A 22373-nucleotide genomic window follows, 5' to 3' on the forward strand; every position below is an offset into this window, starting at 1 on the left:
TCGGTGAGGCCCTACGCGTGGATGCCGCGGCCGTTGCGGTGGTTCGCACGTGTGTTGACCGTTCTTGTCGCACTGGTGCTGGTGCTGGCAGGAGTTCTCGTCTACACGGTGCGGAAGTCGTTCCCGCAGGTGGACGGGTCGCTGCGGCTGCCGGGCCTAAAAGGAAATGTAGAGATTTATCGGGATAAATCAGGAATCCCGCACATCTACGCCGACACCGCCGCGGACCTGTTCATGGCGCAGGGGTTCGTCCACGCCCAGGACCGCTTCTACGAGATGGACTTCCGCCGCCACGTGACCTCCGGCCGCCTCTCGGAGCTCTACGGCAAGGCCACGGTCGAGAACGACAAGGCCATCAGGACCATGGGCTGGCACAGGGTCGCCGAGCAGGAGTTACCCGAACTGTCCCAGGACACCCAGGACTACCTGAACGCGTACGCGAAGGGCGTGAACGCCTGGCTCAGCGCCAACCCGAACGCCTCCGACCGCAGCCTCGAATACTCCATCCTGAAGATCCAGAACGGCGGCTACCAGCCGGAGAAGTGGACCGCGGCCGACTCGGTGGCCTGGCTGAAGGCCATGGCGTGGGACCTGCGTTCCAACATGGAGGACGAGATCGACCGCGCGCTGGCGCTGACCAAGCTGCCCAGGGAGCGGGTCGAGCAGCTCTACCCCGGCTACCCGTACGACCGCCACTCCCCGATCGTCACCGAGGGCACCGTCGCGCAGGGCCGCTTCGACCAGCACGCCGAGCCGCGCATCCGCGCCTCCCGCGCGCTCTCCCAGGCCGCCAGGACCCTGGACGCCGTACCGAGCACGATGGGCACCGCGGACCGCGAGGGCGTCGGGTCGAACTCGTGGGTGGTCTCCGGCGAGTACACCAAGAGCGGCAAGCCGCTGCTGGCCAACGACCCGCACCTGTCCCCGCAGATGCCCTCGGTCTGGTACCAGGCGGGGCTGCACTGCCGGAAGCTCTCGGAGGAGTGCCCGTACGACGTGACCGGGTTCACGTTCTCGGGCGTTCCCGGCGTGGTCATCGGGCACACCGACAAGATCGCGTGGGGCTTCACCAACCTGGGGCCCGACGTGGCGGACCTCTTCCTGGAGAAGGTGCAGGGCGACACGTACCTGTACAAGGGCCAGCAGGAGAAGCTGGAGACCAGGCAGGAGCAGATCAAGGTGGCGGGCGGCACCCCCGTCACGATCACCGTCAGGAGCACCCGGCACGGCCCGCTGATCAACGAGGTGATGGACGACGCGCGGCCGAGCGGCGAGGCCAACGCGGTGGCGCTGCAGTGGACGGCCCTGACGCCGGGCAGAACGGCCGACGCCGTCTTCGCGCTGAACAAGGCGGCCGACTGGGGGGAGTTCAAGGCCGCGGCGGCGCTGTTCGACGTGCCCTCCCAGAACCTGGTCTACGCCGACACCACGGGCAAGATCGGCTACCAGGCCCCCGGACGCATCCCCGTACGGGAGAAGGGCGACGGCACCTGGCCGGTCCCGGGATGGACGGGCGAGTACGACTGGAAGACGGCCCCCATCCCGTACGACCAGTTACCTTCGGTGGAGGACCCGGCGGACGGGTTCATCGTCACGGCGAACAACGCCGTCATCGACCCGAAGCGCTACAAACCCCTCCTGACCAAGGACTGGGCGCACGGCTACCGTTCCGAGCGCATTCGCGAGCGCATCAAGGAAGCCCTCAAGAAGGGCCCGATCGACGCGGCGACCATGTCGGCGATCCAGCAGGACACGTACAACGGCTTCGCGGACACGCTGGTGCCGGCCCTGATGCGGGTGGACCTGGCGGGGCCGAGCGGCGAGGCCAGGCAGCTGCTGAAGACGTGGGACCGTACGCAGGGTCTCGACTCGACCCCCGCCGCCTACTTCAACGCCGTGTGGCGCCAGGTGCTCATTCTGACGTTCAACGACGACCTGCCGGCGGCCGCCAGGCCCGCCGGGGGCGACCGCTGGTATGACGTCGTCAGGCGCCTGCTCGACTCCCCGGACGACCCCTTCTGGGACGACGTGACCACGAAGAACCGCAAGGAGACCCGCGACGACATCCTCCGGCAGGCGCTGGCCTCGGCGTACCAGGAGCTCGCCGACCGGCTCGGACCGGAGGTCAAGTCCTGGCGCTGGGGGGACCTCCACCGGTTGGAGCTGGTCAACGGCTCGCTGGGAACGTCGGGGATCGGGCCGGTCGAGGCGCTGTTCAACCGCGGCCCGCTCTCCGTGGCGGGGAGCAAGGACGCCGTCAACGCCACGGGCTGGAACGTTCAGAGAGGGTACGAGATCACCGCCGTGCCGTCGATGCGCATGATCGTCGACCTCTCCGACATGAACAAGTCCCAGTGGATCAACCTGACGGGCGCGTCGGGGCACGCCTTCCACGACAACTACTGGGATCAGGCGGAGGCGTGGGCGCGGGGCGAGCTGCTGCCGATGTACTCGAAACCCGAGTCGGTCAAGAAGGCGGCCGTCCACACCCTCAGGCTGAGCCCCTGACCGTACGACCACGGTTGTAGACGCGATCCAGACCCTGAGCCGACGGGCCGTCCGCCGCCCTCCTGCCAGCATGGGCGCCATGAATCGCCTCTGGTACCTCATCGGAGCCCTGCTGGTGCTCGTGGGCCTCGTTCACCTGGGCGTGTTCGTCGTGGACGGCGGGCCGTGGGAGACCGCCTTCGACACCACCGTCTCGAGGACCCTGGCGGCAGGCGGCGGCGTCCTCATCGCCATCGCGATCACCATGACCGTCGCCGCGTTCCGCCCCGATCCGGACGTCGCGCCGAGCATGCGCCTGGCCGTGCGCGCGGGCTTCGCCACCACGCTGAAGCCCGCCCACGCCGTGTTCATGCACGGCGCCCTGCTCCTCCCGGCCCTGGCCTGGCTCCTGTCCCGCACCCTGCCCTCAGAGGCCGCGCGCCTCCGCTGGATACGCTGAAGGCTCCGCCACGGCGAACGCAGGCAGTGCCGAGCAGCCGTATGCAGAGATCGCCCAGCTGACACCCGCCCGTTCGTTCAGGGAGAGGCCGCTCCCTCAGGGGAGGTGGACAGGCCACTGTTACGCTCTAGCCCCATGATTGACCGACGGCTGCTCCTCGTGCACGCCCATCCGGACGACGAGTCGATCGGCACCGGCGCCACCATGGCGAAATACGCCGCCGAGGGCGCCCACGTCACGTTGGTGACCTGCACGCTCGGGGAGGAAGGCGAGATCATCCCCAAGGACCTCGCCCATCTGGCCGCCGACCAGGACGACGCGCTCGGGCCGTACCGGATCGGCGAGCTCGCCGCCGCCTGCCAGGCGCTCGGCGTCGAGGACCACCGCTTCCTGGGCGAGGCCGGGCGCTGGCGCGACTCCGGGATGATGGGGGCGGCCACCAACGACCACCCCAAGGCGTTCTGGCGCGCCGACCTCGACGAGGCCGCGGGTGAGCTGGTCAAGGTCATCCGAGAGGTACGGCCCCAGGTGCTCGTCACGTACGACGACAACGGGTTCTACGGGCATCCCGACCACATCCAGGCCCACCGGGTTGCGCGCAGAGCGTTCGAGCTGGCCGCGAACCCGGACTTCGGCGAGGGCGAGCCGTGGCAGATCGCGAAGTTCTACCACACGGCCCTCGCCCGGTCCGTCATGCGGCGCACGGTGGAGGCGCTGCGCGAGGCCGACGTCGACTTCTTGATCGAGGACGTGGACGACATGCCGTTCGGCACCGCCGACGCGGACATCACCACAGAGATCGACGCCCGCCCGTGGACCGGCAGCAAGATGGCGGCGATGCGGGCGCACGCCACGCAGATCAGCGTGGACGACCCGTGGTTCGCGCTGTCCAACAACATCGGCCAGGAGATCCTCGGGGTCGAGCACTACACGCTGGCCTTCGGCGTGCCCGGCCCGCCGGTGCCCGGTGCGCCCGTCGAGGCCGGCGGACTGGGCGAACCGCACGACCGCGAGAACGATCTGTTCGCGGGCATCGACTAACCTCGTTCGACATGGAACATCGCAGCCAGGCCGAGTCGGCCCTCGGTGGGGCGGCGTACGGCATGCTGTTCGTGCTCGGTGTCGTCATGGGGGTCGTGGGCGGTTTCACGCATCCGGTGCTGCTGTGGCAGGCCGAGCCCCTCCCCGTCCCCGTTTCCGCGATCGGGTGGGTGCTGGCGTTGCTGGGGGTCTGCCTGGGGGCGGGCAAGCTGATGCGGGCCAGGCTCGGGGCCTTCGTCACGGCGCTCGGATGGCTGCTGGTGACGATGCCGTTCACGCTGCAGCTGGGCGGAGGGGACCTCGTGATCGCGGAGGGCGCGCCCGGGTACGTGTACCTTTACGGAGGTTTGGCGGCGATTGTGGCCGCCTATCTGCTTTCGCCCACGTCACGGGGTGGATCGTGGCTCTTGCATGGGTACCCTCAGAAGAACTCTATGTAGAGGCATAAAGTAGCGTTCGTGCATTCGATCGAGCGGCCGGTGGACCCGGCAACGTACCGCAAGGTAGTCGGCCGCTTCGCCACCGGGGTCGCGATCGTCACGACCAGGGTGGATGGCCTCGATCATGCGATGACGGTCAATTCGTTCACCTCCGTCTCCCTCGATCCGCTCCTCGTGCTGTTCTGCGCGGAGAAGGTGGCCCGGTTCCATGACGCGGTGATGGAGGCGGGGGTGTGGGGGGTCTCCGTGCTGCCCGCGTCCATGGAGGACGCCTCGCGCTTCTTCGCCCATCGGGGAAGACCGCTGAACGGGCAGCTCGTACGGTGGTCGCATCACCGGGGGGCGTCGGGGGTGGCGTTGTTCGACGGAGCCCTCGCCACGATCGAGTGCGCTACGACGGCGGTGCACGACGGCGGGGATCATTCGATCGTGGTGGGCGGGGTGACGGCGCTCGACACACCCGCGGACGGGGCGCCGCTGCTGTACCACGACGGGCAGTACAAGACCCTCTAGCGACAGTCCGGGCGTGCAGCGGGCCAGGCGCTTGGCCTGGCCCGCTTGTCGGTCGCTGTCCCGTGACGTTACTGGGCGGGAGTGCTGGCCGATTCCGACGCCGTGGCGGTCGGGCTCTCGGAGGGGGTCTCCGTCGGGACGCTGCTGCCGGTGGGCGTCGCCGTGTCCGTCGGGGTCTCCGAGGGGACCTCCGTCGGCGACTCCTCCGCCGGCGGCGGACAGGTGGGGATCTCCGAGGAGGTCTCCGTCGGAGTCACGCTGTCGGTGGGAGCGTCGGTCGGTGTCGTCGTCGGAGTCTCGGTCGGAGTCGTGGTCGGTGTCTCGGTCGGGGTCTCGGTCGGGGTCGTGGTCGGGGTTTCGGTCGGGGTTCCAGTGGGAGTTTCGGTCGCGGTGTCAGTAGGAATCGGCGTAGGGGTGTCGGTCACCGGCGGCGAATCCGTGCTCGTCGGCGTCCCCGTCTCTGTCGGGACGATCGTCGGCGTGACGGTTTCCGTCGGCTCGGCGGCAACCGGCTGACAGGTGAAGGTCACTGTCTCAGTGACCGTCGGACCGGGTTCGGTGACCGTGACCGTCGGGCCAGGCTCTGTCACCGTGGGCGCCGGAAGCGGCGTCACGGTGACGGTCGGCTTGCCGCGTTTCTTGTACGTGCCCCACCCCAGCCTCTTCGTGGACTCTCCCGAGCCCTCGTTGACCAGGACGTTGACCTTGGCCGTCTTGCACGACCTGCCTTTGCACACCTTCTGCTTGACCGAGAAGACGGCGGCTTCCGCGTCCGTGACGGACACGTCGAGGAACGAGACGCCACGGCTCTTGACTACCTTCGTCGTGGCGGTGTACTCCCCGGTTGTGGGGCTCTCCGTTGGGGTCGGACTCGTGGTCGGGGCGGTGGTTAACGCCACGTTCGCGCCTAGAGCGCCTAGTCGGTCAGTGGATCGTAGGGGATCGGACGCTGACGTCTGGGTGATCGCGACTCCGCCGGCTCCTGCCAGTGCGACGGTGCCGAGCAGCGCGCCCAGGATGGAGAATCTCATAATCCTGCTCTTGTGGGAGATTTCAGGACGTGGGCCATTATTCCGACTTGTCAAGAATGGTCAAGGGTGGGACGCATGAAGAGGCGCTTCCGGTTCCGCCGCGCGGCGAACTACATCAATCTCGCCACTCCGCTCGGTCTACTGATCTCGGTTATCGGCGGCGCAACCAGGCAATCTGGTCCCAATGGGCTCATCCTGGCCTTCGGCTACCGTTACCGCTTCCCCATCGCAGGGGCGTTCACCGTGGGTAACGTCGTGCTGACCAAGTGGAACGCGCTGGACGATCGGCTCATCCTCCACGAGGGCCGCCACGCCACCCAGTGGGCCTGGTGCGTCGGCCTCCCCATGCTCCCGCTCTACTTGCTGTCGATGCTCGGCTCGGTGCTGGTCTGCGGCAACCAGGCTTCGTACAACGTCTTCGAGCGGCTGGCCGACCTGGAGGACGGCGGCTACCCTCGGGCGCCGCTGTGGTGGCGCCGCCCGAAAGGGGCATCGTGACGACCAAGTAGTGACTCCCCAATGGCAGGATTGGGGCCATGAGCGAGAGCTTCCCGCGCCTGTCTGCCAGGACCCGCCGCTTCACCCTCGGGGTGCCCAGGGGCTTCACGATCTCTCCGGACGGCGGCCGGGTGGTCTTCCTGCGTACGAAGTCCGGCACCGATCCCGTGACCTGCCTGTGGGAGCTCGACACCGACACCCACGTCGAGCGCCTGGTCGTGGACCCGCGTACGCTCCACGGCGACGACGAGGACCTGCCTCCCGAGGAGCGGGCCAGACGTGAGCGCAGCCGGGAAGCGGCGGGGGGCGTCGTCGCGTACACCACCGACAAGGACGTGACGCAGGCCTGCTTCGCTCTGTCCGGCGGTCTCTACGTCGTCGAGCTGGCGAGCGGCCAGGCACGGCGGCTGGACGTCCCGGGAGCGGTCATCGATCCCCGGTTGTCGCCCGACGGGCGACATGTCGCGTACGTCACGGGCGGGGCGCTGCGCGTCCAGGACCTGATCACCGGCGAGGACCGCGCGCTGGCCACGCCGGAGTCGGAGACGGTGACGTACGGGCTGGCCGAGTTCATCGCCGCCGAGGAGATGGACAGGATGCGCGGCTACTGGTGGGCGCCGTCGAGCGACGCGCTGCTGGTCGAGCGCGCCGACGAGGCCCCGGTCCGGGTCTGGCACATCGCCGACCCGGCCAACCCCGACCGCCCGGCCGCCGACCAGCGCTATCCGGCCGCCGGCACCCCCAACGCCGTCACCGAGCTGTTCGTGGTGGGGCTCGACGGGTCGCGGGTGGCGGTGCCGTACGAGGAGGAATACCTCACCACGGCGGCCTGGGACCCCCCACGCGCTGTCGATCGTGACCCTGACCCGCGATCAGCGGACGATGCGGCTGTTCACGGTCGATCCGGCGACCGGCGCGACCACGCTCGTGCGCGAGGACACCGATCCGGCCTGGGTCGACATCGTCACCGGCGTGCCCGCGCACCTCGACGACGGTTCGCTGGTGTGGGTGGCGAGCTCCGGGGGCGGCAACCGGCTGGTCGTGGGCGACCGCACGGTCACGCCGCCCACGCTGCAGGTGCGGGCGGTGCTCGACGTCGATCACGACAGCGTGCTGTTCAGCGCGAGCGGCGACCCGACCGAGATCCACCTGTGGACCTGGGACGGGCATTCGCTGCTGCCCGTCTCGACCCGTTCCGGGGTGTTCTCGGGGCGGATGGCGGGCGGCGTCGGCGTGCTGACCGAGCAGAGCCTCGACGCCGAGGGTGTGTCGACCACGGTGGTGCGGCGTGACGGCATGGCGGTGCCGATCCCGTCGTTCGCCGAACGTCCCGGCCTCGACCTGCGCGTCTCGCTCGGCCGTTCCGGCCGTCGCGAGCTGGCCACCGCCGTGGTGCTGCCCTCGTGGCACGAGCAGGGCTCGCGGAGGCTGCCGGTCCTCATGGATCCGTACGGCGGCCCGCACGGGCAGCGGGTGCTCAACCGGCGCGGCGCGTTCCTGGAGAGCCAGTGGTTCGCCGAGCAGGGGTTCGCCGTCATCGTGGCCGACGGGCGCGGCACGCCCGGCCGGGGTCCGGAGTTCGAGCGGGCCGTCCTGAACGACCTCGCGACGCCTGCGCTCGAGGACCAGATCGACGCTCTGCAGGGCGTGGCCGAGCAATACCCCGACGACCTCGACCTGACGAGGGTGGCCATTCGCGGCTGGTCGTTCGGCGGGTTCCTGGCCGCGCTGGCGGTGCTGCGGCGGCCGGACGTGTTCCACGCGGCGGTGGCGGGGGCGCCGGTGACGGACTGGCGGCTGTACGACACGTGCTACACCGAGCGATACCTGGGCCATCCGGACGAGCAGCCCGAGGTGTACGAGAAGTCCTCGTTGTTCGCGGACGCCGCCAAGCTCGAACGCCCGTTGCTGCTGATCCACGGCCTGGCCGACGACAACGTGGTGGCCGCCCACACCCTGCGCCTGTCCTCCGCCCTGCTGGCGGCCGGGCGGCAGCACAGCGTGCTCCCGCTGTCCGGGGTGACGCACATGACGCCGCAGGAGGTCGTGGCGGAGAACCTGCTGCTGCTCCAGGTGGACTTCTTGAAGAAGTCGCTGGGCTGACCTACAAGCGGGGAACGTCTGGACTCGAGGCGCCTGGCCAGGGGGCGCCTGGAGGCAGGCTGTCCGGAGGCAGGCTGTCCGGAGGCGGAGCTTGCGGAGCCGCACGGACCGCCGTCTTGCGCGGAGGTGGCTGCGCTGAGCCTCAGGGCCCGGCTGGGGTGCACGGTGAGGTGCCCGGTTAAGTGCCCGGTGAGGTGCCCGGCGGCTGTGCCGGTGGACGAGATGGTCTGACAACCCCAGGTCTGACTACACCCTCCCAAAAACCAAACCCTGGTCCGACGCGATCCCACCCTCCACCCCGGCATCGTGAACGCCATGTTCAAGCCCCTCACCATCACCCTGACGCTCGGGGCCTTGCTCGGCGCGGTCCTGCACGCCCCAGCGACGGCGGCGGCCGCCGACGGCCCTCCAGAGTGGCAGGCCTGCCCCAATGACAAGATCGGCATGGCATGTGCCGACCTCCAGGTCCCGGTCGACTGGCAGAAACCCGACGGCCGCAAGATCACCCTCAAGCTGGGCCGCCTCAAGGCCACCGGCAAGTCGGAAGGCTCGGTCCTGGTGTCCTACGGCGGCCCGGGCGGGCCCGGCATCGCGATCACCCAGTCCAGCCCCGACTGGTGGGCGAAGCTCCGCGAACGCATGGACATCGTCACGTGGGACACACGCGGCTACGGCGAGCAGTTCGGCGGCCTCAGCACGGGCCTGCCGTGCACGTGGACCCGCATCCCCATCCCCGACTTCCCCCGGGACGACGCCGATTTCGGCCGCCTGTCCGACACCAACCGCGGTTACGCGGAGGCCTGCCGGCACAAGGACCCCGAGCTGTTCGCCAACATGAGCTCGGCAGATCAGGCCAGAGACATGGAGGCGATCCGGAAGGCCCTGGGAGAGGAGAAGCTCAACTACTACGGCTCCTCCTACGCGGGCTTCTACGGCCAGGCCTACGCCCGCCTCTTCCCCAACCAGGTCCGCACGATGGTCCTGGACGGCACCTGGAGCCACAGCGCCGCCGACTGGGAGGGCGAGCTGGAGGAGCTGGCCAAGTCCAACGAGCAGTTCCTGCGACGTTTCTTCGCCTGGTGCGCCACCGACGACTGCGGCGACGTCCCCGCTCTCTGGCCCAAGCTGATCGCCCGAGCCGAGCGCACCCCCATCCCCACCAAGACCGCCAACGTCGCCTACAAGGCCCGCGACCTGCAGAGCTTCGCCGTCGCCCTGGCCCGTCAAGGCGCCCCGGCCTGGCCCAAGCTGGCCCAGGCCATCCGCAAGGCCGCCAAGGGCGACGCCTCTGACTTCGTGCCTGAGCGGGGCGCCCGCTACCCCGACCAAGCCACGGGTGTCACGGAATGCGCCGACTGGCCGCGCTTCGCCAACCGCGCCGAAATGTCCGCCACCACGAAACGCCTGCTCCGCGTGGCCCCCAACACCGGCACCGCCAACACGATAGCCTCGGCGACCCTGGGCTGTATCGGCTGGCCCCAGCCCGTCAGCAACCCACCCGCCCCTCTCCCGAAGGGCCTGCCGCCAATGCTGGGAGCGGGTGCGTGGGGCGAGTCGGACGCGGTGGAACGCGTCCTGTCCCAGGTGCCGGGCAGCGCCACCATCCACCACGACGGCCCCGGCCACACGCTGTACGGGTTCAATGCCTGCGCCCGCGACCACATCGACCGCTACTTCACCGACCGCACCGTCCCACCCGCCAAGACGCAGTGCTGACCCGCCCCCGGCGTTGAGCGACCAGACTGACCAGTGCAGGGCTATGCAGGCCAGGGCGAGCAGGGCAGGGCAGGCCAGGTCAGTGCAGACCAGCCAGGGCAGACCGGCCAGGTCAGTGCGGGCCAGGGCAGAGCAGCCAGCGCAGACCAGGTCAGTGCAGACCGGCCAGGTCAGTGCGGGCCAGGGCAGAGCAGCCGGTGCAGACCAGCCAGGGCAGTGCAGGCCCGACCAGACAGTGCAGACCAGCCCTGGTCTTGGTCCGACAACGAAGTGGCGTGCGGACTTCCTGTCTACTGCAGCGCCCGGAGGAGCAGATCGTTCAGGGTGGCCTGCTCCTGTGGCGTGATCTTGGCCAAGGGTGAGCCCTCGGTGAGCAGGCCCAGCAGGCGGTCGCGCAGGGCGACGCCTTCGGAGGTGAGCACGAGTTGTTTGGCCCGGCGGTCGCTCGGGTGGGGGCGCCGTTCGACGATGCCCTGTTCCTCCAACCGGTCGACGACGAACGTGGCGTTCGACGGCTCGCACCCCATGCGGTCGGCCAGGTCACGCATGGTCAGCGGGCCGGTGAGCTCACGCAGCGCCACTGCTTGAGCGGCGGTCAGGTTCAGGGCGCCGGCCCGCTCCCTGATGTGGCCTTCGATCTGCCTGGCCAGGGCGTTGACGAGCCCGCACAGGTTCCGCTCGGCAGCGGCCAGCGCCTCACTGTCGGCGGCGGCGGCATGGGTGGACGGCTCGGGCAGCGTCATACCTACCAGACTACCTCAAGCCTATATATTTGCAGCTTTAATAGTTCTAGTTGTAAGTTCTCGAGGCATGAGCCTTTACGAAGAGCGTCTGCGTCGGCCGTCCCCTATCCGTTCGCTGGAGTTCGGCGATCTGAAGATCACCTATGTTCCTGACGGTGTGGTGCAGCTGAAGCCCTACGGATGGCTGCCAGGAACGACAGAGCAGGACTGGAACGACAACGCCGCCTTTCTCGACGGCACGGGAAACCTGGTGGGCAGCATCGGCGGGTTGCTGGTGGAGTACGGCGAGAGGGCGCTGCTGATCGATGCCGGGGTTGGACCGGTGTCCGTACCCGACGACCCGGGCAACCCGCGGATCGGCGCCATCCACGGTGGTCAACTGCTTGACAACCTTGCGCGGCTGGGGCGGAGGCCAGAAGAGATCGAGGCGGTGGCCTTCACCCACCTGCACCTCGACCACCTGGGCTGGGCCTGGCACCCCGCGCCAGGGAGCGACCGGCCCGCCTTCGCCCCGGCTGCCTACCTGTTCAGCGAGCCCGAATGGGATCAGCGCCAGCTGAGCATCGAGCAGGGCACGACCGAGGAGATGCTCACCGCGCTGACGCCATATGTGCGCACTGTGCGAGAGGGCGAGGAGATCTTCCCGGGTGTTCGGGTGGCGCTGGCTCCCGGGCACACGGCCGGGCATGCCACGTACACGATCACGTCCGGCGACCGGCGGCTGATCGCTTTCGGCGACGCCCTGCACACCGCGGCCCAGATCCGCCATCCGGACTGGTCCGCCGCCCCGGACCTGGACTCGGTGGAGTCGACCCTGCACCGGCACCGGCTGGTCAAGGAACTGCTGCGACCCGACACGATCGGCTTCGGCGGGCACTTCGCCGACGTGGTGTTCGGCCGCGCCGAGGACACCGCCGACGGCCCCACCTGGGTCCCCGTGGCCTGACCTCTGGCCCTTGGCCTCTGGTTTCTGGCCCTTGGCCCTTGGCCTCTGCACCCCTGGCCGCGGACCTCTGACCCCTGACCTCCGGCCCCTGGCCTCTGCACCCCTGGCCGCGGACCTCCGGCCCCTGGCCTCTGACCTCTGACCCCTGTTACCCCGGCGGCCACCTGCTCAGGAGGGTGGCCGCCGGGATGCCCTGCGCCATCCGCCACTCACGAGCGGGTACCCATCAATCACGGTGCGACGCTCCGCAGACACAGCCACCAGAACCAGGAGCTATTACACATTCAGGAGGAGATGGTCGTGGGAGTGCCGTGCCAGCTGGTCCAGAGCGCCGCGTACGACCCGCCCTTGGCCACCAGCTCCTCGTGCGACCCCAGCTCGCTGATCCGCCCGTCCTCCACGACAGCCACCCGATCGGCATCGTGCGCCGTGTAGAGCCGGTGGGCGATGGCGATCACCGTGCGCCCGTCCAGTACGGCGGCCAGCGACCGCTCCAAGTGCCGGGCCGCCCGAGGGTCGATCAGCGAGGTGGCCTCGTCCAGCACCAGCGTGTGCGGGTCGGCGAGCACCAGGCGGGCCAGGGCGAGTTGCTGGGCCTGCGCGGGCGACACCGCCAGGCCTCCGGAGCCCACTTCCGTCTCCAGGCCCGAGGGCAGGGCGAGCACCCAGTCCAGCGCGTCCACCGCCTCGAGCGCCTTCCGTACGGCCGCGTCGTCGGCGTCCGGGCGGGCGATCAGCAGGTTGTCGCGCAACGACCCCTTGAACACGTGGTGCTCCTGCGTGACCAGCGCCACGTGCCCCCGCAGCTCGCCCAGCGGCAGATCCACGAGCGGCACCCCGCCCACGGTCACCGATCCGGTACGCGGCCCGTGGATGCCCGCCAGCAGCCGCCCCAACGTGGACTTGCCGGCCCCGGATGGTCCCACCATGGCCAGCCGCTCCCCGGGGCGGACGGTCAGGGACACCCCGTGCAGCACGTCGCGGCCCTCGCGGTACGCGTAACGGACGCCGGCCGCCTCCAGCAGCTCCCCGGAGGGGCGCGAGGCGCCGGACACCCGGTCGTCGGGCACGTTGGACACGCCCAGCAGCCGGGCCATGGACGCCCCGCCCACCTGCAGCTCGTCGATCCAGCTCAGGAACCTGTCCAGGGGGTCGATCAGCTGCTGCGCGTAGAGCGTGGCGGTGGCCACCTGGGAGAGCGCCACCCACCCGTTGGCGTAGAACAGGCCGCCGACCAGCAAGGTGGTCACGACCGGGATCACATATCCCAGCTCGACCGCGGGATACCACCTGGTGCGGAGCCCGAGCGTGTACCGTTCGGCCGCGAAAGAGCGGCTGATGTCGCCGTCGGTACGCGCTCGGCGGCGCGCCTGAAGCCCGAGCGCCTCCACGGCCCGGGCACCTTCGACGGTTTCGGCCAGTCCTTCGGTCATGTCGGCATAGGCGGCGTTCTCACGGAGATAGCCGTCCCGCGCCCGTTTCAGGTACCACCGGGTGGAGATCCAGATCACCGGCCCGGTGATCAGCATCGGCAGCATGAGCAGCGGACTGACCAGGAGCAGCGCGCCGATCGTGATCAGGAAGGTGACCAGGGCGATCAGCGTCTCCGGCACGGCGTTCCGTACGGTCCGGGACAGCGAGTCCACGTCACGGGAGGTACGCGTGATCAGGTCACCGGACCCGGCCCGCTCGACCGTGGAGAGCGGCAGCCCGAGCACCCGGTTCACGAACTCCTCCCGGAGCTCGGCCAGCACCTTCTCGCCGAGCCTGGCCGAGGCCAGCACCGCGTACCGTACGAGCACGCCCTGCAGCAGCAGGAAGCCGCCGATGGCGGCGGCCACGACGGCGACGTTCACCTCGGCGCCGTACTGGACGTCCTGCACCAGCCCGCCGAGCTGCCACGGCACGACCAGACCCGCGACGGCCGCCAGCCCGTGCAGGGCGAGCGCGAGCGCAAGCCGGCGCGGGTAGCGGAGCGTCAGCCGCCTGGCGTAGGCGCGCACCTGTTTCCGGTCGGCGACCGGCAGGATCTCACGAGCCATGCGGCCTCACCTCCCGGCATGCAGAAGCCTCATACGTCCGGGGCATGGTTCAGTCCTCTCCGCGCGTCACGGTCGCGGCGTACTCCGGCGAGTCGCCCAGCAGTTGCCGGTGCGTGCCCTCCGCCAGCACTCGCCCGTCCTTCACGTAAACGACGTGGTCGGTGCGGTCGAGCACCAGCGGGCTGGTCGTGCAGATCAGCGTGGTCCTGCCGGCCCTGGCCTTGGCCAGGCGTTCGGCGATGCGGGCCTCGGTGTGGGCGTCGACGGCGCTGGTGGGCTCGACGAGGATGAGCACCTCCGGGTCGGCCAGCAGCGCCCTGAGCAGGCGGAGCCGTTGCTGCTGCCCGCCCGAGAACTCCCGCCCGCCCTCCGCCACCATGGCGGAGAGTCCGTCGGGCAGGGCCTCGACGATGTCCTCGGCGCAGGCCGCGTGCAGGGCCTGGCGCACCTCCTCGTCGGTGGCCTCGCCGCGCACGTCCAGTTCGTCGCGCAGGCGGCCGGTGAACAGCCGGGCGCCGTTGTCGGCGACCAGGATCCGGGAGCGGACCTCCTCGATGGGCAGCGTGGACAGGTCGGCCGCCCCGAACATGACATCGCCGTCGGCGTAGCGGCCGAGCCGGTCGGCGATGGCGATGGCGTCCTCGGGCGCGTCGGCGGCGACCGCCGTGAGGCAGCCGGGCTGGAGGGTGACGCCGCTGTACGAGTCGCGCAGCACGCCACCCGCGCTGCTCCCGGCGCCGCCGGTGATCTCGGGCTCGATGGACAGGATCCGGATCACGCGCCCGGCCGCCACGTGGCCCTTGGTGAGCTTGTCGGCGGCCTCGGTGAGCGTGCGCATGGGCCCGATCAGGAACACGGCATAGAGGTAGAAGGCGACCAACTGCCCCGTGGGGATCTCCCCGGCGACGGCGAACGAGGCGCCGACGCCGGTGACGACCGCGATGAGCAGGCCGGGCAGCACGATCTGGGCGCCTTCGAGCACCGACTCGACCCCGGCCACGCCTACTCCGGCCTGCCGGACCCGCTGGGACCCGGCGCGGTAGCGCGCGGCGAAGACCTGCTCGCCGCCGATGCCGCGCAGCACCCGGAGGCCCGCCACGATGTCGGCGGCCCTGGTGGACAGGTCGCCGGTCAGCTCGCGCTGCCTGGCCTGCCGCTTGTGCAGGGGCCTGAGCAGCGGCCCGACGGCGACGGCCATGAGCGGCACGCCGAACAGGACCAGCAGCCCCAGCGGCAGCGAGGTCGAGATGAGGATCACGGTGACGGTGACGATCGCCACGACGGCGCCGGTGCCGCGCAGCAGGATGTCCATGGAGTTGCCGATGTGGGCGATGTCGGAGTTGCCGACGCTGACGACCTCGCCGGTCGAGAGCCGCTTCGGCAGCGTGGCGCCCAGCCGGGCGGCCTGCCTGGCGGTCAGCTGGACGGTGCGGTACGCGGCGGCCAGCCAGTTGTAGACCGCCATCCGGTGCCGCATGATCCCGCTGTACGCCTGCACCAGCCCCAGCCCGAACAGGACCGACGCCCAGAGCACCAGCGCCCCGGTGTCCTTGGCGGTGACCGCCTCGATCCCCTTGCCGAGCGCCGCCGGCATCAGCGCCTGCACCAGCCACCACAGCGTCGCGAAGCCGATGCCCGCGAGAAGGGGTGCGCCCTGCCGCCGCGCGGTCCACCACAGATAGCGGAGCGGGCTGCGTTTGTCGGGCTCGCCGGGATCGGCTTCAGGAAGGGAGCGCATGGCCTGACAAGGTTGACAAGGCACCCCCCGGCCGGGCAAACGGTTTTCTCCGCGCCGGCACCTCCACAGGCACGTGACCTTTACGAAGCTCAGGCATACACCCTGTGTAACAGAGTCTCACTTTCTGTGATGAAGTGGGGGTATGAGCGCGGAGGGCCTCCTGCTGAAGACCGGCCGATTCCTGCGCAGGTCGGTCACCAGCACCGACCTGCGCACTCTCTATCTGAAGGGCGGCACGGAAGGCGACGCCTATTACCGCGACCGGTGGAGCCTACTCAACTGGGACGGCCGCGGCACCCCCGCCGGCCTGTTCCCGCCCAAGAGGGGCCCCAAGAGAGGAAGCTCATGAACAGGGCCGTGATCTGGCAAGCCGCCGCGCATCTCCTCGCCTACCCCGACGAGCGCTTCTGGCGCCGCCTCCCGCTGATCAGGGAGGCCGCCGAGCCGCATTTCGGGACGTTCCTGTCGCAGGTCTCCGAGCTCGGCCCCGGCGAGCTGGCCGCGCACTACGTGGAGACGTTCGACCTGCACCGGCGCTGCTGCCTCTATCTGACCTACTACACCGACGGCGACACCCGCCGCCGCGGCCGCTCGCTGGCCGCGCTGAAACAGCGCTACCGCGCGGCCGGGTGGGAGCTCATGGACGACGAGCTGCCCGACTTCCTGCCGGTGATGCTGGAGTTCGCCGCGCACGATCACTCCGGCGCCGCGCTGCTCATGGAGCACAGGCCGGGGCTGGAGCTGCTGCTCACCGCCCTGACCGACCGCGACTCACCGTACGCGTACGTGATCGGCGCGGTCTGCGCGACCCTCCCGCCGATCACCGCCGCGGAACGGCTCCAGGCCACGCGCCTGGCGCAGGGCGGGCCGCCCGCCGAGACCGTAGGAGGCTACCTGTGACATGGGGCGAGAGCATGATCTGGATGGTCGCCCCCGTATCTCACCTTGGTGATCTTCGTGGGCGGGCTGATCTGGCGTTACCGGTACGACAGGTTCGGCTGGACCACCCGCTCGTCCCAGCTCCACGAGAGCGCGCTGCTGCGCCTGGCGAGCCCGCTGTTCTGGGGCGGCCTCTCGGGCCTGGCCACGCTGGCCGGCATGGTCCTGCTGATCCACCGCCGCCGTACCGACGACCCGGTGTTCATGGCGACCACGGCCGGACGCCATGTCGATGGGGCAGGCCGACATTCTTTACAAGGTGCACACCGTCGTCGGGATGGCGCTGCTTGTTCTCTTCCCGTTCAGCCGCCTGGTGCATGCGTTTTCCGCCCCTTTGGGCTATTTGTTCCGTCCTTACATCGTGTATCGGAGTCGCGTTCGATAGCGTGCCGGGCGTCTGGGAGCGGCTCGGGTGCGCCAGAATCGACCCTTGTGAAGCACGGGTACACCAACAGCACATTCGGCGACGGCGCCCTGGTCGTGAAGTGCTACCAGGGCCCGGAGGCGGCGTTCCGGCTGGGCACGGAGAGCAGATACCTGCGCCGCCTGCGTGGCCGCATCCCCGTGCCCCGCGTGCACAAGGTCACCGAGACGAGCCTGACCACCCGCTTCGTCTCCGGCGTCCACGGCCAGGACCTCCTCGACGAGGGCCACGCCGCGGAGGTGCTCACCGAGTGCGGCCGGATCCTGTCCGAGCTCCACCGGCTGGGCATCGTGCATGGTGACTTCGGCCCGCAGAACATGCTGTTCGACCCGGCCACGTTCAGGACGACCGCCATACTCGACTGGGAGTGGGCCCACCCCGGGCGCCCGGTCGAGGACCTGGCGTGGTGCGAGTGGATCATCCGCAGCCACCACCCGGAGCACGTCCCGCTGCTCACCCACTTCTTCGCCGCCTACGACGGCCCGGTTCCCGAGTGGGCCGAGCGCCATGAGGCGATGGTGACGCGCTGCCGTGACCTGCTCGACTTCTGCGTCCGCTGGGAGCCCGGCGGTGGCGGCGAGAAGATCTGGCGCGAACGCATCGACGCGACGACCGCCTGGATCGAATAGGCGCCCGTCAGGCGCGGGCGCGGATCAGCCGCACGGCGTCGGCGAGCAGCGAGAGCTCCCGCCGGGTGAGCGTCGCATTCGCGCCCCTCCTCGCCCTGGCCCGCTCGAGCCCGTCCTCGAAGTCCATGGCGCCGCCGAGCCCGGCGAGCAGGGCGACGAGGGCCGCCCGCGCCGGCCCGGCGAACTCGCTCTCCTCATCCACCGCCACCTGCGCGATGATCACCGCGGACATGGCGCAGTCCATCCCCGGCGGTCCCTCCTGGCTGTTGCACCAGTCGATCACCACGGGCCCTCGGGGCGTCAGCATGACGTTGTCCGGATGCAGATCGAGATGGAGCACCCGATCAGCGGGATCCCCGGACACCCGGGCCGGGATCTCGTGCAGCCGCAGCAGCAGCCGCGCCAGCACCGCGCCCGCCTCCTCGGGCGCGATCTCCCCGTCGATGAGCGCCCGCAACATGGTCGGCCCGGTCAGCCGCGCCATCACCAGGTCGGTGACCTGAGCCGCGCCGGGATACACCGCGGGCACCGGGAAGCCGTGCGCGGCCACGTACGCGATGACCGCCGCCTCCCGCCGCGCGTCGATGTCCATCCGGTAGCGCCGTAACACCCGGTCGCCGTCGATGGCGTACACGTCCGCGGTCCGCCCGGACCCCAGCAACTCACCGATCTCCATGGCCGCAACCTACCGATGAACGCGGGCACAAAAGCCGTGGCTCGCCCGCGGTGACTCGGGTTAGGTTCCGTTCATGGCCGACGTTCATGGCATGTGCGAGGACCGCTTCGGTGAGGTGCGCGACCTGCTCGCCGCCTCACTCGACAAAGACGACGTGGGCGCCTCGGTGGCGGTCTACGTCGACGGCGAGCCGGTGGTGGACATCTGGGGCGGGTACGCCGACGCGGCCCGCACCGTCCCCTGGGAGCGCGACACCATCACCAATGTCTGGTCCACCACCAAGACGATGACAGCGCTGTGCGCGCTGATCCTCGCCGATCGGGGCGAACTCGACCTGGACGCGCCGGTCGCCGCCTACTGGCCGGAGTTCGCCGCCGCGGGCAAGGAGCACGTGCGGATACGGCACGTGCTCTCCCACACCGCCGGCCTGCCCACCTGGGACGAGCCGATGGCGGTCGAGGACCTCTACGACTGGCACCTGGCCACGTCGCGACTGGCCGCGCAGGCGCCGCACTGGGAGTCCGGCACCGAGGCCGGGTATCACGCGATCACTCAGGGGTTCCTGGTCGGGGAGGTGGTCCGCCGCGTCACCGGTCGCAGCCTGGGCGCCTTCTTCGCCGAGGAGGTGACCGGGCCGCTGGGCGCCGACTTCCACATCGGCCTCACCGCCGAGCACGATCACCGGGTCGCCCCCAACATCCCGCCTCCGAACGCTCCTTCCCACCCGTCCGGCAATCCCCCGGTGGAGCCCGCGGACGTGAACACCGCCGCCTGGCGGCGTGCCGAGATCCCGGCCGCGAACGGCCACGGCAACGCCCGCTCGGTCGGCCTCGTCCAGTCCGTGCTCGCCTGCGGCGGAGCGCTGCGCGGAGTGCGACTGCTGTCGGAGGCAGGCTGTGAGCGCGCCCTGGAGGAGCAGTACCAGGGGTTCGATTCCGTCCTGGGCACGCGGATGCGGTACGGCATGGGGTACGGGCTGGTCGGCGGGCCGCGTACGTGCTCCTGGGGCGGGCGCGGCGGCTCCCTGGTGCTGATCGACCTCGATGCCCGCATGACGGTGGCGTACATGATGAACCAGATGCTCGAGCCGGGCACGCTCGGGGACGACCGCGGCATGGGGTTCGTGCTGGCCGCCTACGAGGGGCTGACTGCCTGATTGTTCTGTATCCGATCTATAGCCCTTTTGTGGCGCCGGTCGTGATCGTTGGTCACGTAAGCCCCCCGCAGAAGGGAAGAAACACGCATGCGCGTTCGTGCAGGCATCGTCGCAGCAGGTATCGCAGCGCTGGCCGCCTTCGGCGTAGCCGCGCCGGCACAGGCCGCCGACTGGACCTACATCGGCGAGTACACCAGCTACAGCAAGTGCGTCGACATGGGCCAGCAGTACAAGCGTGAGGGCTGGCACGAGTACAAGTGCTCGCTGAACGGCACGGGCTGGTACTACCTCTGGGTCAGGTAGTCCCGCGTACGAACGGCGCCTCCCGGACAAGGGGGCGCCGTTCGGCATTTCACCAGCCGAGGTGTAACAACAGGAGGGTTCGGACCACTTCGTGGTGTCAGAAGAACGCATCCCGAACGAAGGGGCTGGGCGGGTGACGGATGATGCGCACCGGTTCACCGGCATGTACGACGAATGCCGGCAACGCGTGTGGGCCTATGTGGTCAGCCGCGCGGGGCGGCAGGTGGCGGACGAGGTGGTGAGCGAGACGTTCGCGATCGCCTGGCGGCGGCTGGACGACGTGCCCGAGCCGGCGCTGCCGTGGTTGCTGGGCGTCGCGAGGAACGTGCTGCGTGACAACGTACGCGCCGAGGTACGCCGGGAGGCGATCGCGGCCGAGCTGCGGGCCTGGACGGAGGGGGACGTCGCCGATCAGGTGACCGAGCGGCTGGGCGTGCTGCGCGCGCTGGCCACGCTGGCCGACGACGACCGGGAGCTCCTCGTCCTGGTCGCCTGGCACGGGCTGTCGCCGAAGGAGGGCGCGCGGGTCGTCGGCTGCTCGTCGGCGGCGTTCCGCGTACGGCTGCATCGGGCCCGCAAACGGCTCAAACAGGCCATGGAAGCCACAGATGCCGGCGCCCGGCGCGAACCCCTGCCCCACGTGCGGAACCTCAGCGAGGAGTGGTCATGAACCCCATCGAAGAACTCAAGGCCGCCAGGCCCGCCCACCTCGATGACCGGCCCATCGACCCGCGCACCAGAGCCGCCGAGCTCTCCCGCGCCATGGCGGTCCCGAGGCCGGTGCGCCGCAGGCGCCGAGCCGTCCGGCCCGCGTGGGGGCTGGGCCTGGCAGGGGCCGCGGCGGCCGTGACAGCGGCGGCCGTGGTCGTCTCCATGAACGGCACGGCGCCGGCGCCGCGTCCGCCCGTCGGCAGCCCCGCGAGCGTGCCGAGCACCCAGAAGGTGACGCTGTCGGCCCGCCACGTGCTGCTGGCCGCCGCCGCGAAGGCGGACCGGCAGCCGGACGGCACCGGCGCGTACTGGCACAGCGTGTCGGTGGGACGCAGCCTGTACAGTGCCGCCCAGGGCGGCTACCGGATCATGGAGCAGCAGCGGAGCGAGACGTGGACGCCCCGCGCCACTGGCGCCGACCAGGAGCAGTGGGGTCGCATGCAGTCCCTCGGGGCGCGCCCGGTCACCGAGGAGGACCGCCAGGCGTGGGAGCGGGCCGGGTCTCCCACCGCGATCGAGGTCACGGTCCCCGGAAAGCGTGGGTCCATGGTCCTGAAGACGTCGCAGCGACGGGCCATGACCGGTCACACTCCCCTGGTGGACGGCGACAAGGTGTTCTGGCTGGGCCGCAACGTCACCATGAAGGACCTGCGCGAGTTGCCCAGCGACCCGGACGCGCTCAAGAAGCGCCTACTGGCCTGGAAGGGTCAGGACACCGACGTGCCGAAGTCGGGCGACGCGTGGCTGTTCGTAGTCAGCATGGGGTTGATCATGGACATGCCGGTGACCTCCGAGGTGCGCGGAGCCGCGTTCCGGATGCTGGCCGAGCTCGACGGCGTGAAGGTCATCGAGAACGTCACGGACGCCGAGGGACGTCCGGGCACGGCCGTGTCGATCAAGGAGCGCACCCAGGGCGGCGGCGTCACGGAGAATCGGCTGATCTTCGACGAGGCGACCGGGCGCGCGCTGGCGAACGAGAACGTCGTCGTGAAGCCGGGCGGCTTCCAGGCCGGCTTCGAGCCGGGCACGGTCTGGAACTCCACCGCGCTGATCGAGGCGGGCTGGACCGACGCCAAGCCCTAGGAGACCTGGCGGGACTCGTCGTTCGCGTTGGTGCGGATCTGCTGGATGCGCTGCTTGGTCAGGCCGAGCAACTCGCCGATGTCACCGTCCGACAGCCCGAGCTCGTGCATGTGCTTGACGCGTTTCTTCAGCGTACGCGTGTAGTCCTCGGCGATCGCGGCGGCCTGGCGCTGGAGTGCGGCGAAGTCGTCGAGATCCTGCTCGGACAGGCCGGGCAGCGTGTAGTGGTAGACCGGCGTGGGCGGCTGCGGGCGGTCGGCGAAGAGGAACGGCAGCCCTTCGGCGACGTCCCCGTGCAGCTCCTTCAACGTGCGGGCGGACATGCCGCCGGCCACGCCGTCCACCTGGGCCAGCCAGAGACTGCCCGCCAGCGTGATGTGAACGTCAACGCGGTCCACGGTCATGGATCCTCCAGCCAGTCGTCGCCGAACAACGGCGCGAGCCCCCGTTCGAGGGAGTCCACCAGGTGCGGCGTCTCCCCAGGGTAGAGCGGGACGACGGCGCGGGCCGCGACGCGACCCTCGGTGTCCCACAGCAGGAGGAATCGCTGGCGTTTCGTCGTTTCCGCCCAGTCGCAGCGTAAGCCATGGGTGTGGGAGAGCCTGATGATCCGATCGCGGATGGCCGCGTAGTCGTCTCGTTCCACCACACGCGGCAGACTATATCCCTTGCCTACCATCGACAAGGGGCCTTG

General features: G+C 70.0%; 22 protein-coding genes and 2 pseudogenes. 17 read left to right on the forward strand and 7 right to left on the reverse strand.

Annotation, left to right across the window (positions count from 1 at the left end):
• Nucleotides 1-21 precede the first annotated feature (21 nt).
• The 5 genes from ABD830_RS26420 to ABD830_RS26440 all read left to right on the forward strand — a co-directional run bounded on the left by ABD830_RS26420 (nt 22) and on the right by ABD830_RS26440 (nt 4941).
• Nucleotides 22-2508 carry a penicillin acylase family protein gene (locus ABD830_RS26420; protein ID WP_344993045.1) on the forward strand — a complete coding sequence of 829 codons (2487 nt, stop codon included), beginning with the start codon at nt 22-24 and terminating at the stop codon, nt 2506-2508.
• A 79-nt stretch (nt 2509-2587) separates the two neighbouring features.
• Nucleotides 2588-2947: a hypothetical protein gene (locus tag ABD830_RS26425; RefSeq protein ID WP_344992560.1), complete on the forward strand. Its 360-nt coding sequence runs from the start codon at nt 2588-2590 to the stop codon at nt 2945-2947.
• A 135-nt stretch (nt 2948-3082) separates the two neighbouring features.
• Nucleotides 3083-3988: an N-acetyl-1-D-myo-inositol-2-amino-2-deoxy-alpha-D-glucopyranoside deacetylase gene (gene mshB, locus ABD830_RS26430; RefSeq protein WP_344992562.1), complete on the forward strand. Its 906-nt coding sequence runs from the start codon at nt 3083-3085 to the stop codon at nt 3986-3988.
• An 11-nt stretch (nt 3989-3999) separates the two neighbouring features.
• Nucleotides 4000-4428, forward strand: coding sequence for a DUF6113 family protein (locus ABD830_RS26435; RefSeq protein ID WP_344992564.1), 429 nt, complete (start codon nt 4000-4002; stop codon nt 4426-4428).
• Nucleotides 4429-4446: 18 nt separating this feature from the next.
• Nucleotides 4447-4941 carry a flavin reductase family protein gene (locus ABD830_RS26440; RefSeq protein ID WP_344992567.1) on the forward strand — a complete coding sequence of 165 codons (495 nt, stop codon included), beginning with the start codon at nt 4447-4449 and terminating at the stop codon, nt 4939-4941.
• Between the two features lie 68 nt (nt 4942-5009).
• Here the strand turns inward: ABD830_RS26440 and ABD830_RS26445 are convergent, their stop codons facing one another.
• On the reverse strand, nt 5010-5972 hold the full coding sequence (locus ABD830_RS26445) for a hypothetical protein (RefSeq protein WP_344992569.1): 963 nt from the start codon (nt 5970-5972) through the stop codon (nt 5010-5012).
• 75 nt (nt 5973-6047) lie between these two features.
• Between ABD830_RS26445 and ABD830_RS26450 the strand changes: the two genes are divergently transcribed.
• The 3 genes and pseudogenes from ABD830_RS26450 to ABD830_RS26460 all read left to right on the forward strand — a co-directional run bounded on the left by ABD830_RS26450 (nt 6048) and on the right by ABD830_RS26460 (nt 10289).
• Nucleotides 6048-6470, forward strand: a complete 423-nt coding sequence (locus ABD830_RS26450; protein WP_344992572.1) for a hypothetical protein — start codon at nt 6048-6050, stop codon at nt 6468-6470.
• A gap of 38 nt (nt 6471-6508) precedes the next feature.
• A pseudogene (locus ABD830_RS26455) lies at nt 6509-8573 on the forward strand (S9 family peptidase).
• A gap of 315 nt (nt 8574-8888) precedes the next feature.
• On the forward strand, nt 8889-10289 hold the full coding sequence (locus tag ABD830_RS26460) for an alpha/beta fold hydrolase (RefSeq protein WP_344992575.1): 1401 nt from the start codon (nt 8889-8891) through the stop codon (nt 10287-10289).
• Nucleotides 10290-10579: 290 nt separating this feature from the next.
• On the opposite strand, the gene ABD830_RS26465 is transcribed toward ABD830_RS26460, so the two are convergent.
• Nucleotides 10580-11032: a MarR family winged helix-turn-helix transcriptional regulator gene (locus ABD830_RS26465; protein WP_344992578.1), complete on the reverse strand. Its 453-nt coding sequence runs from the start codon at nt 11030-11032 to the stop codon at nt 10580-10582.
• 67 nt (nt 11033-11099) lie between these two features.
• Between ABD830_RS26465 and ABD830_RS26470 the strand changes: the two genes are divergently transcribed.
• Nucleotides 11100-11978: an MBL fold metallo-hydrolase gene (locus ABD830_RS26470; RefSeq protein ID WP_344992581.1), complete on the forward strand. Its 879-nt coding sequence runs from the start codon at nt 11100-11102 to the stop codon at nt 11976-11978.
• A 284-nt stretch (nt 11979-12262) separates the two neighbouring features.
• Here ABD830_RS26470 and ABD830_RS26475 read toward each other — a convergent pair whose 3' ends face one another.
• Both ABD830_RS26475 and ABD830_RS26480 read right to left on the reverse strand, forming a co-directional pair.
• Entirely contained in the window at nt 12263-14020 is a 1758-nt protein-coding gene (locus tag ABD830_RS26475) for an ABC transporter ATP-binding protein (RefSeq protein ID WP_344992584.1), read from the reverse strand.
• A gap of 49 nt (nt 14021-14069) precedes the next feature.
• Complete coding sequence (locus ABD830_RS26480) at nt 14070-15758, reverse strand: ABC transporter transmembrane domain-containing protein (protein ID WP_344992587.1); 1689 nt, start codon at nt 15756-15758, stop codon at nt 14070-14072.
• Between the two features lie 142 nt (nt 15759-15900).
• On the opposite strand from ABD830_RS26480, the gene ABD830_RS26485 reads away from it, so the two are divergent.
• The 4 genes and pseudogenes from ABD830_RS26485 (at nt 15901) to ABD830_RS26500 (ending at nt 17750) form a co-directional block, all read left to right on the forward strand.
• On the forward strand, nt 15901-16107 hold the full coding sequence (locus ABD830_RS26485; protein ID WP_344992590.1) for a hypothetical protein: 207 nt from the start codon (nt 15901-15903) through the stop codon (nt 16105-16107).
• Nucleotides 16104-16658 (forward strand): nitrate reductase molybdenum cofactor assembly chaperone, encoded by a 555-nt coding sequence (narJ, locus tag ABD830_RS26490; protein WP_344992593.1) that lies wholly within the window; start codon nt 16104-16106, stop codon nt 16656-16658. The genes ABD830_RS26485 and narJ overlap by 4 nt, the downstream gene beginning before the upstream one ends.
• A gap of 45 nt (nt 16659-16703) precedes the next feature.
• A pseudogene (locus ABD830_RS26495) lies at nt 16704-17082 on the forward strand (respiratory nitrate reductase subunit gamma).
• A 47-nt stretch (nt 17083-17129) separates the two neighbouring features.
• Nucleotides 17130-17750: a phosphotransferase gene (locus ABD830_RS26500; protein WP_344992596.1), complete on the forward strand. Its 621-nt coding sequence runs from the start codon at nt 17130-17132 to the stop codon at nt 17748-17750.
• A gap of 7 nt (nt 17751-17757) precedes the next feature.
• Here ABD830_RS26500 and ABD830_RS26505 read toward each other — a convergent pair whose 3' ends face one another.
• A complete protein-coding gene (locus ABD830_RS26505; RefSeq protein WP_344992599.1) occupies nt 17758-18426 on the reverse strand; it encodes a phosphotransferase in 669 nt (222 codons plus the stop codon).
• A gap of 73 nt (nt 18427-18499) precedes the next feature.
• Here ABD830_RS26505 and ABD830_RS26510 point away from each other — a divergent pair, with 73 nt between their 5' ends.
• The 4 genes from ABD830_RS26510 to ABD830_RS26525 all read left to right on the forward strand — a co-directional run bounded on the left by ABD830_RS26510 (nt 18500) and on the right by ABD830_RS26525 (nt 21679).
• Nucleotides 18500-19582: a serine hydrolase domain-containing protein gene (locus ABD830_RS26510; protein WP_344992602.1), complete on the forward strand. Its 1083-nt coding sequence runs from the start codon at nt 18500-18502 to the stop codon at nt 19580-19582.
• Nucleotides 19583-19669: 87 nt separating this feature from the next.
• Nucleotides 19670-19885, forward strand: a complete 216-nt coding sequence (locus ABD830_RS26515; protein WP_344992605.1) for a hypothetical protein — start codon at nt 19670-19672, stop codon at nt 19883-19885.
• Between the two features lie 133 nt (nt 19886-20018).
• The gene (locus ABD830_RS26520; protein ID WP_344992608.1) at nt 20019-20555 is read left to right on the forward strand and encodes an RNA polymerase sigma factor; all 537 of its coding nucleotides are present in this window, start codon (nt 20019-20021) and stop codon (nt 20553-20555) included.
• Nucleotides 20552-21679 (forward strand): CU044_5270 family protein, encoded by a 1128-nt coding sequence (locus tag ABD830_RS26525; protein ID WP_344992611.1) that lies wholly within the window; start codon nt 20552-20554, stop codon nt 21677-21679. Before ABD830_RS26520 ends, ABD830_RS26525 begins: the two co-directional genes overlap by 4 nt.
• Here the strand turns inward: ABD830_RS26525 and ABD830_RS26530 are convergent.
• Nucleotides 21676-22083: a hypothetical protein gene (locus tag ABD830_RS26530; RefSeq protein ID WP_344992613.1), complete on the reverse strand. Its 408-nt coding sequence runs from the start codon at nt 22081-22083 to the stop codon at nt 21676-21678. The genes ABD830_RS26525 and ABD830_RS26530 overlap by 4 nt on opposite strands.
• Nucleotides 22080-22328 carry a hypothetical protein gene (locus ABD830_RS26535; RefSeq protein WP_344992616.1) on the reverse strand — a complete coding sequence of 83 codons (249 nt, stop codon included), beginning with the start codon at nt 22326-22328 and terminating at the stop codon, nt 22080-22082. Before ABD830_RS26535 ends, ABD830_RS26530 begins: the two co-directional genes overlap by 4 nt.
• Nucleotides 22329-22373 lie beyond the last annotated feature (45 nt).

Source organism: Nonomuraea helvata (assembly GCF_039535785.1).
In the GTDB taxonomy this organism is placed as follows: Bacteria; Actinomycetota; Actinomycetes; order Streptosporangiales; family Streptosporangiaceae; genus Nonomuraea; species Nonomuraea helvata.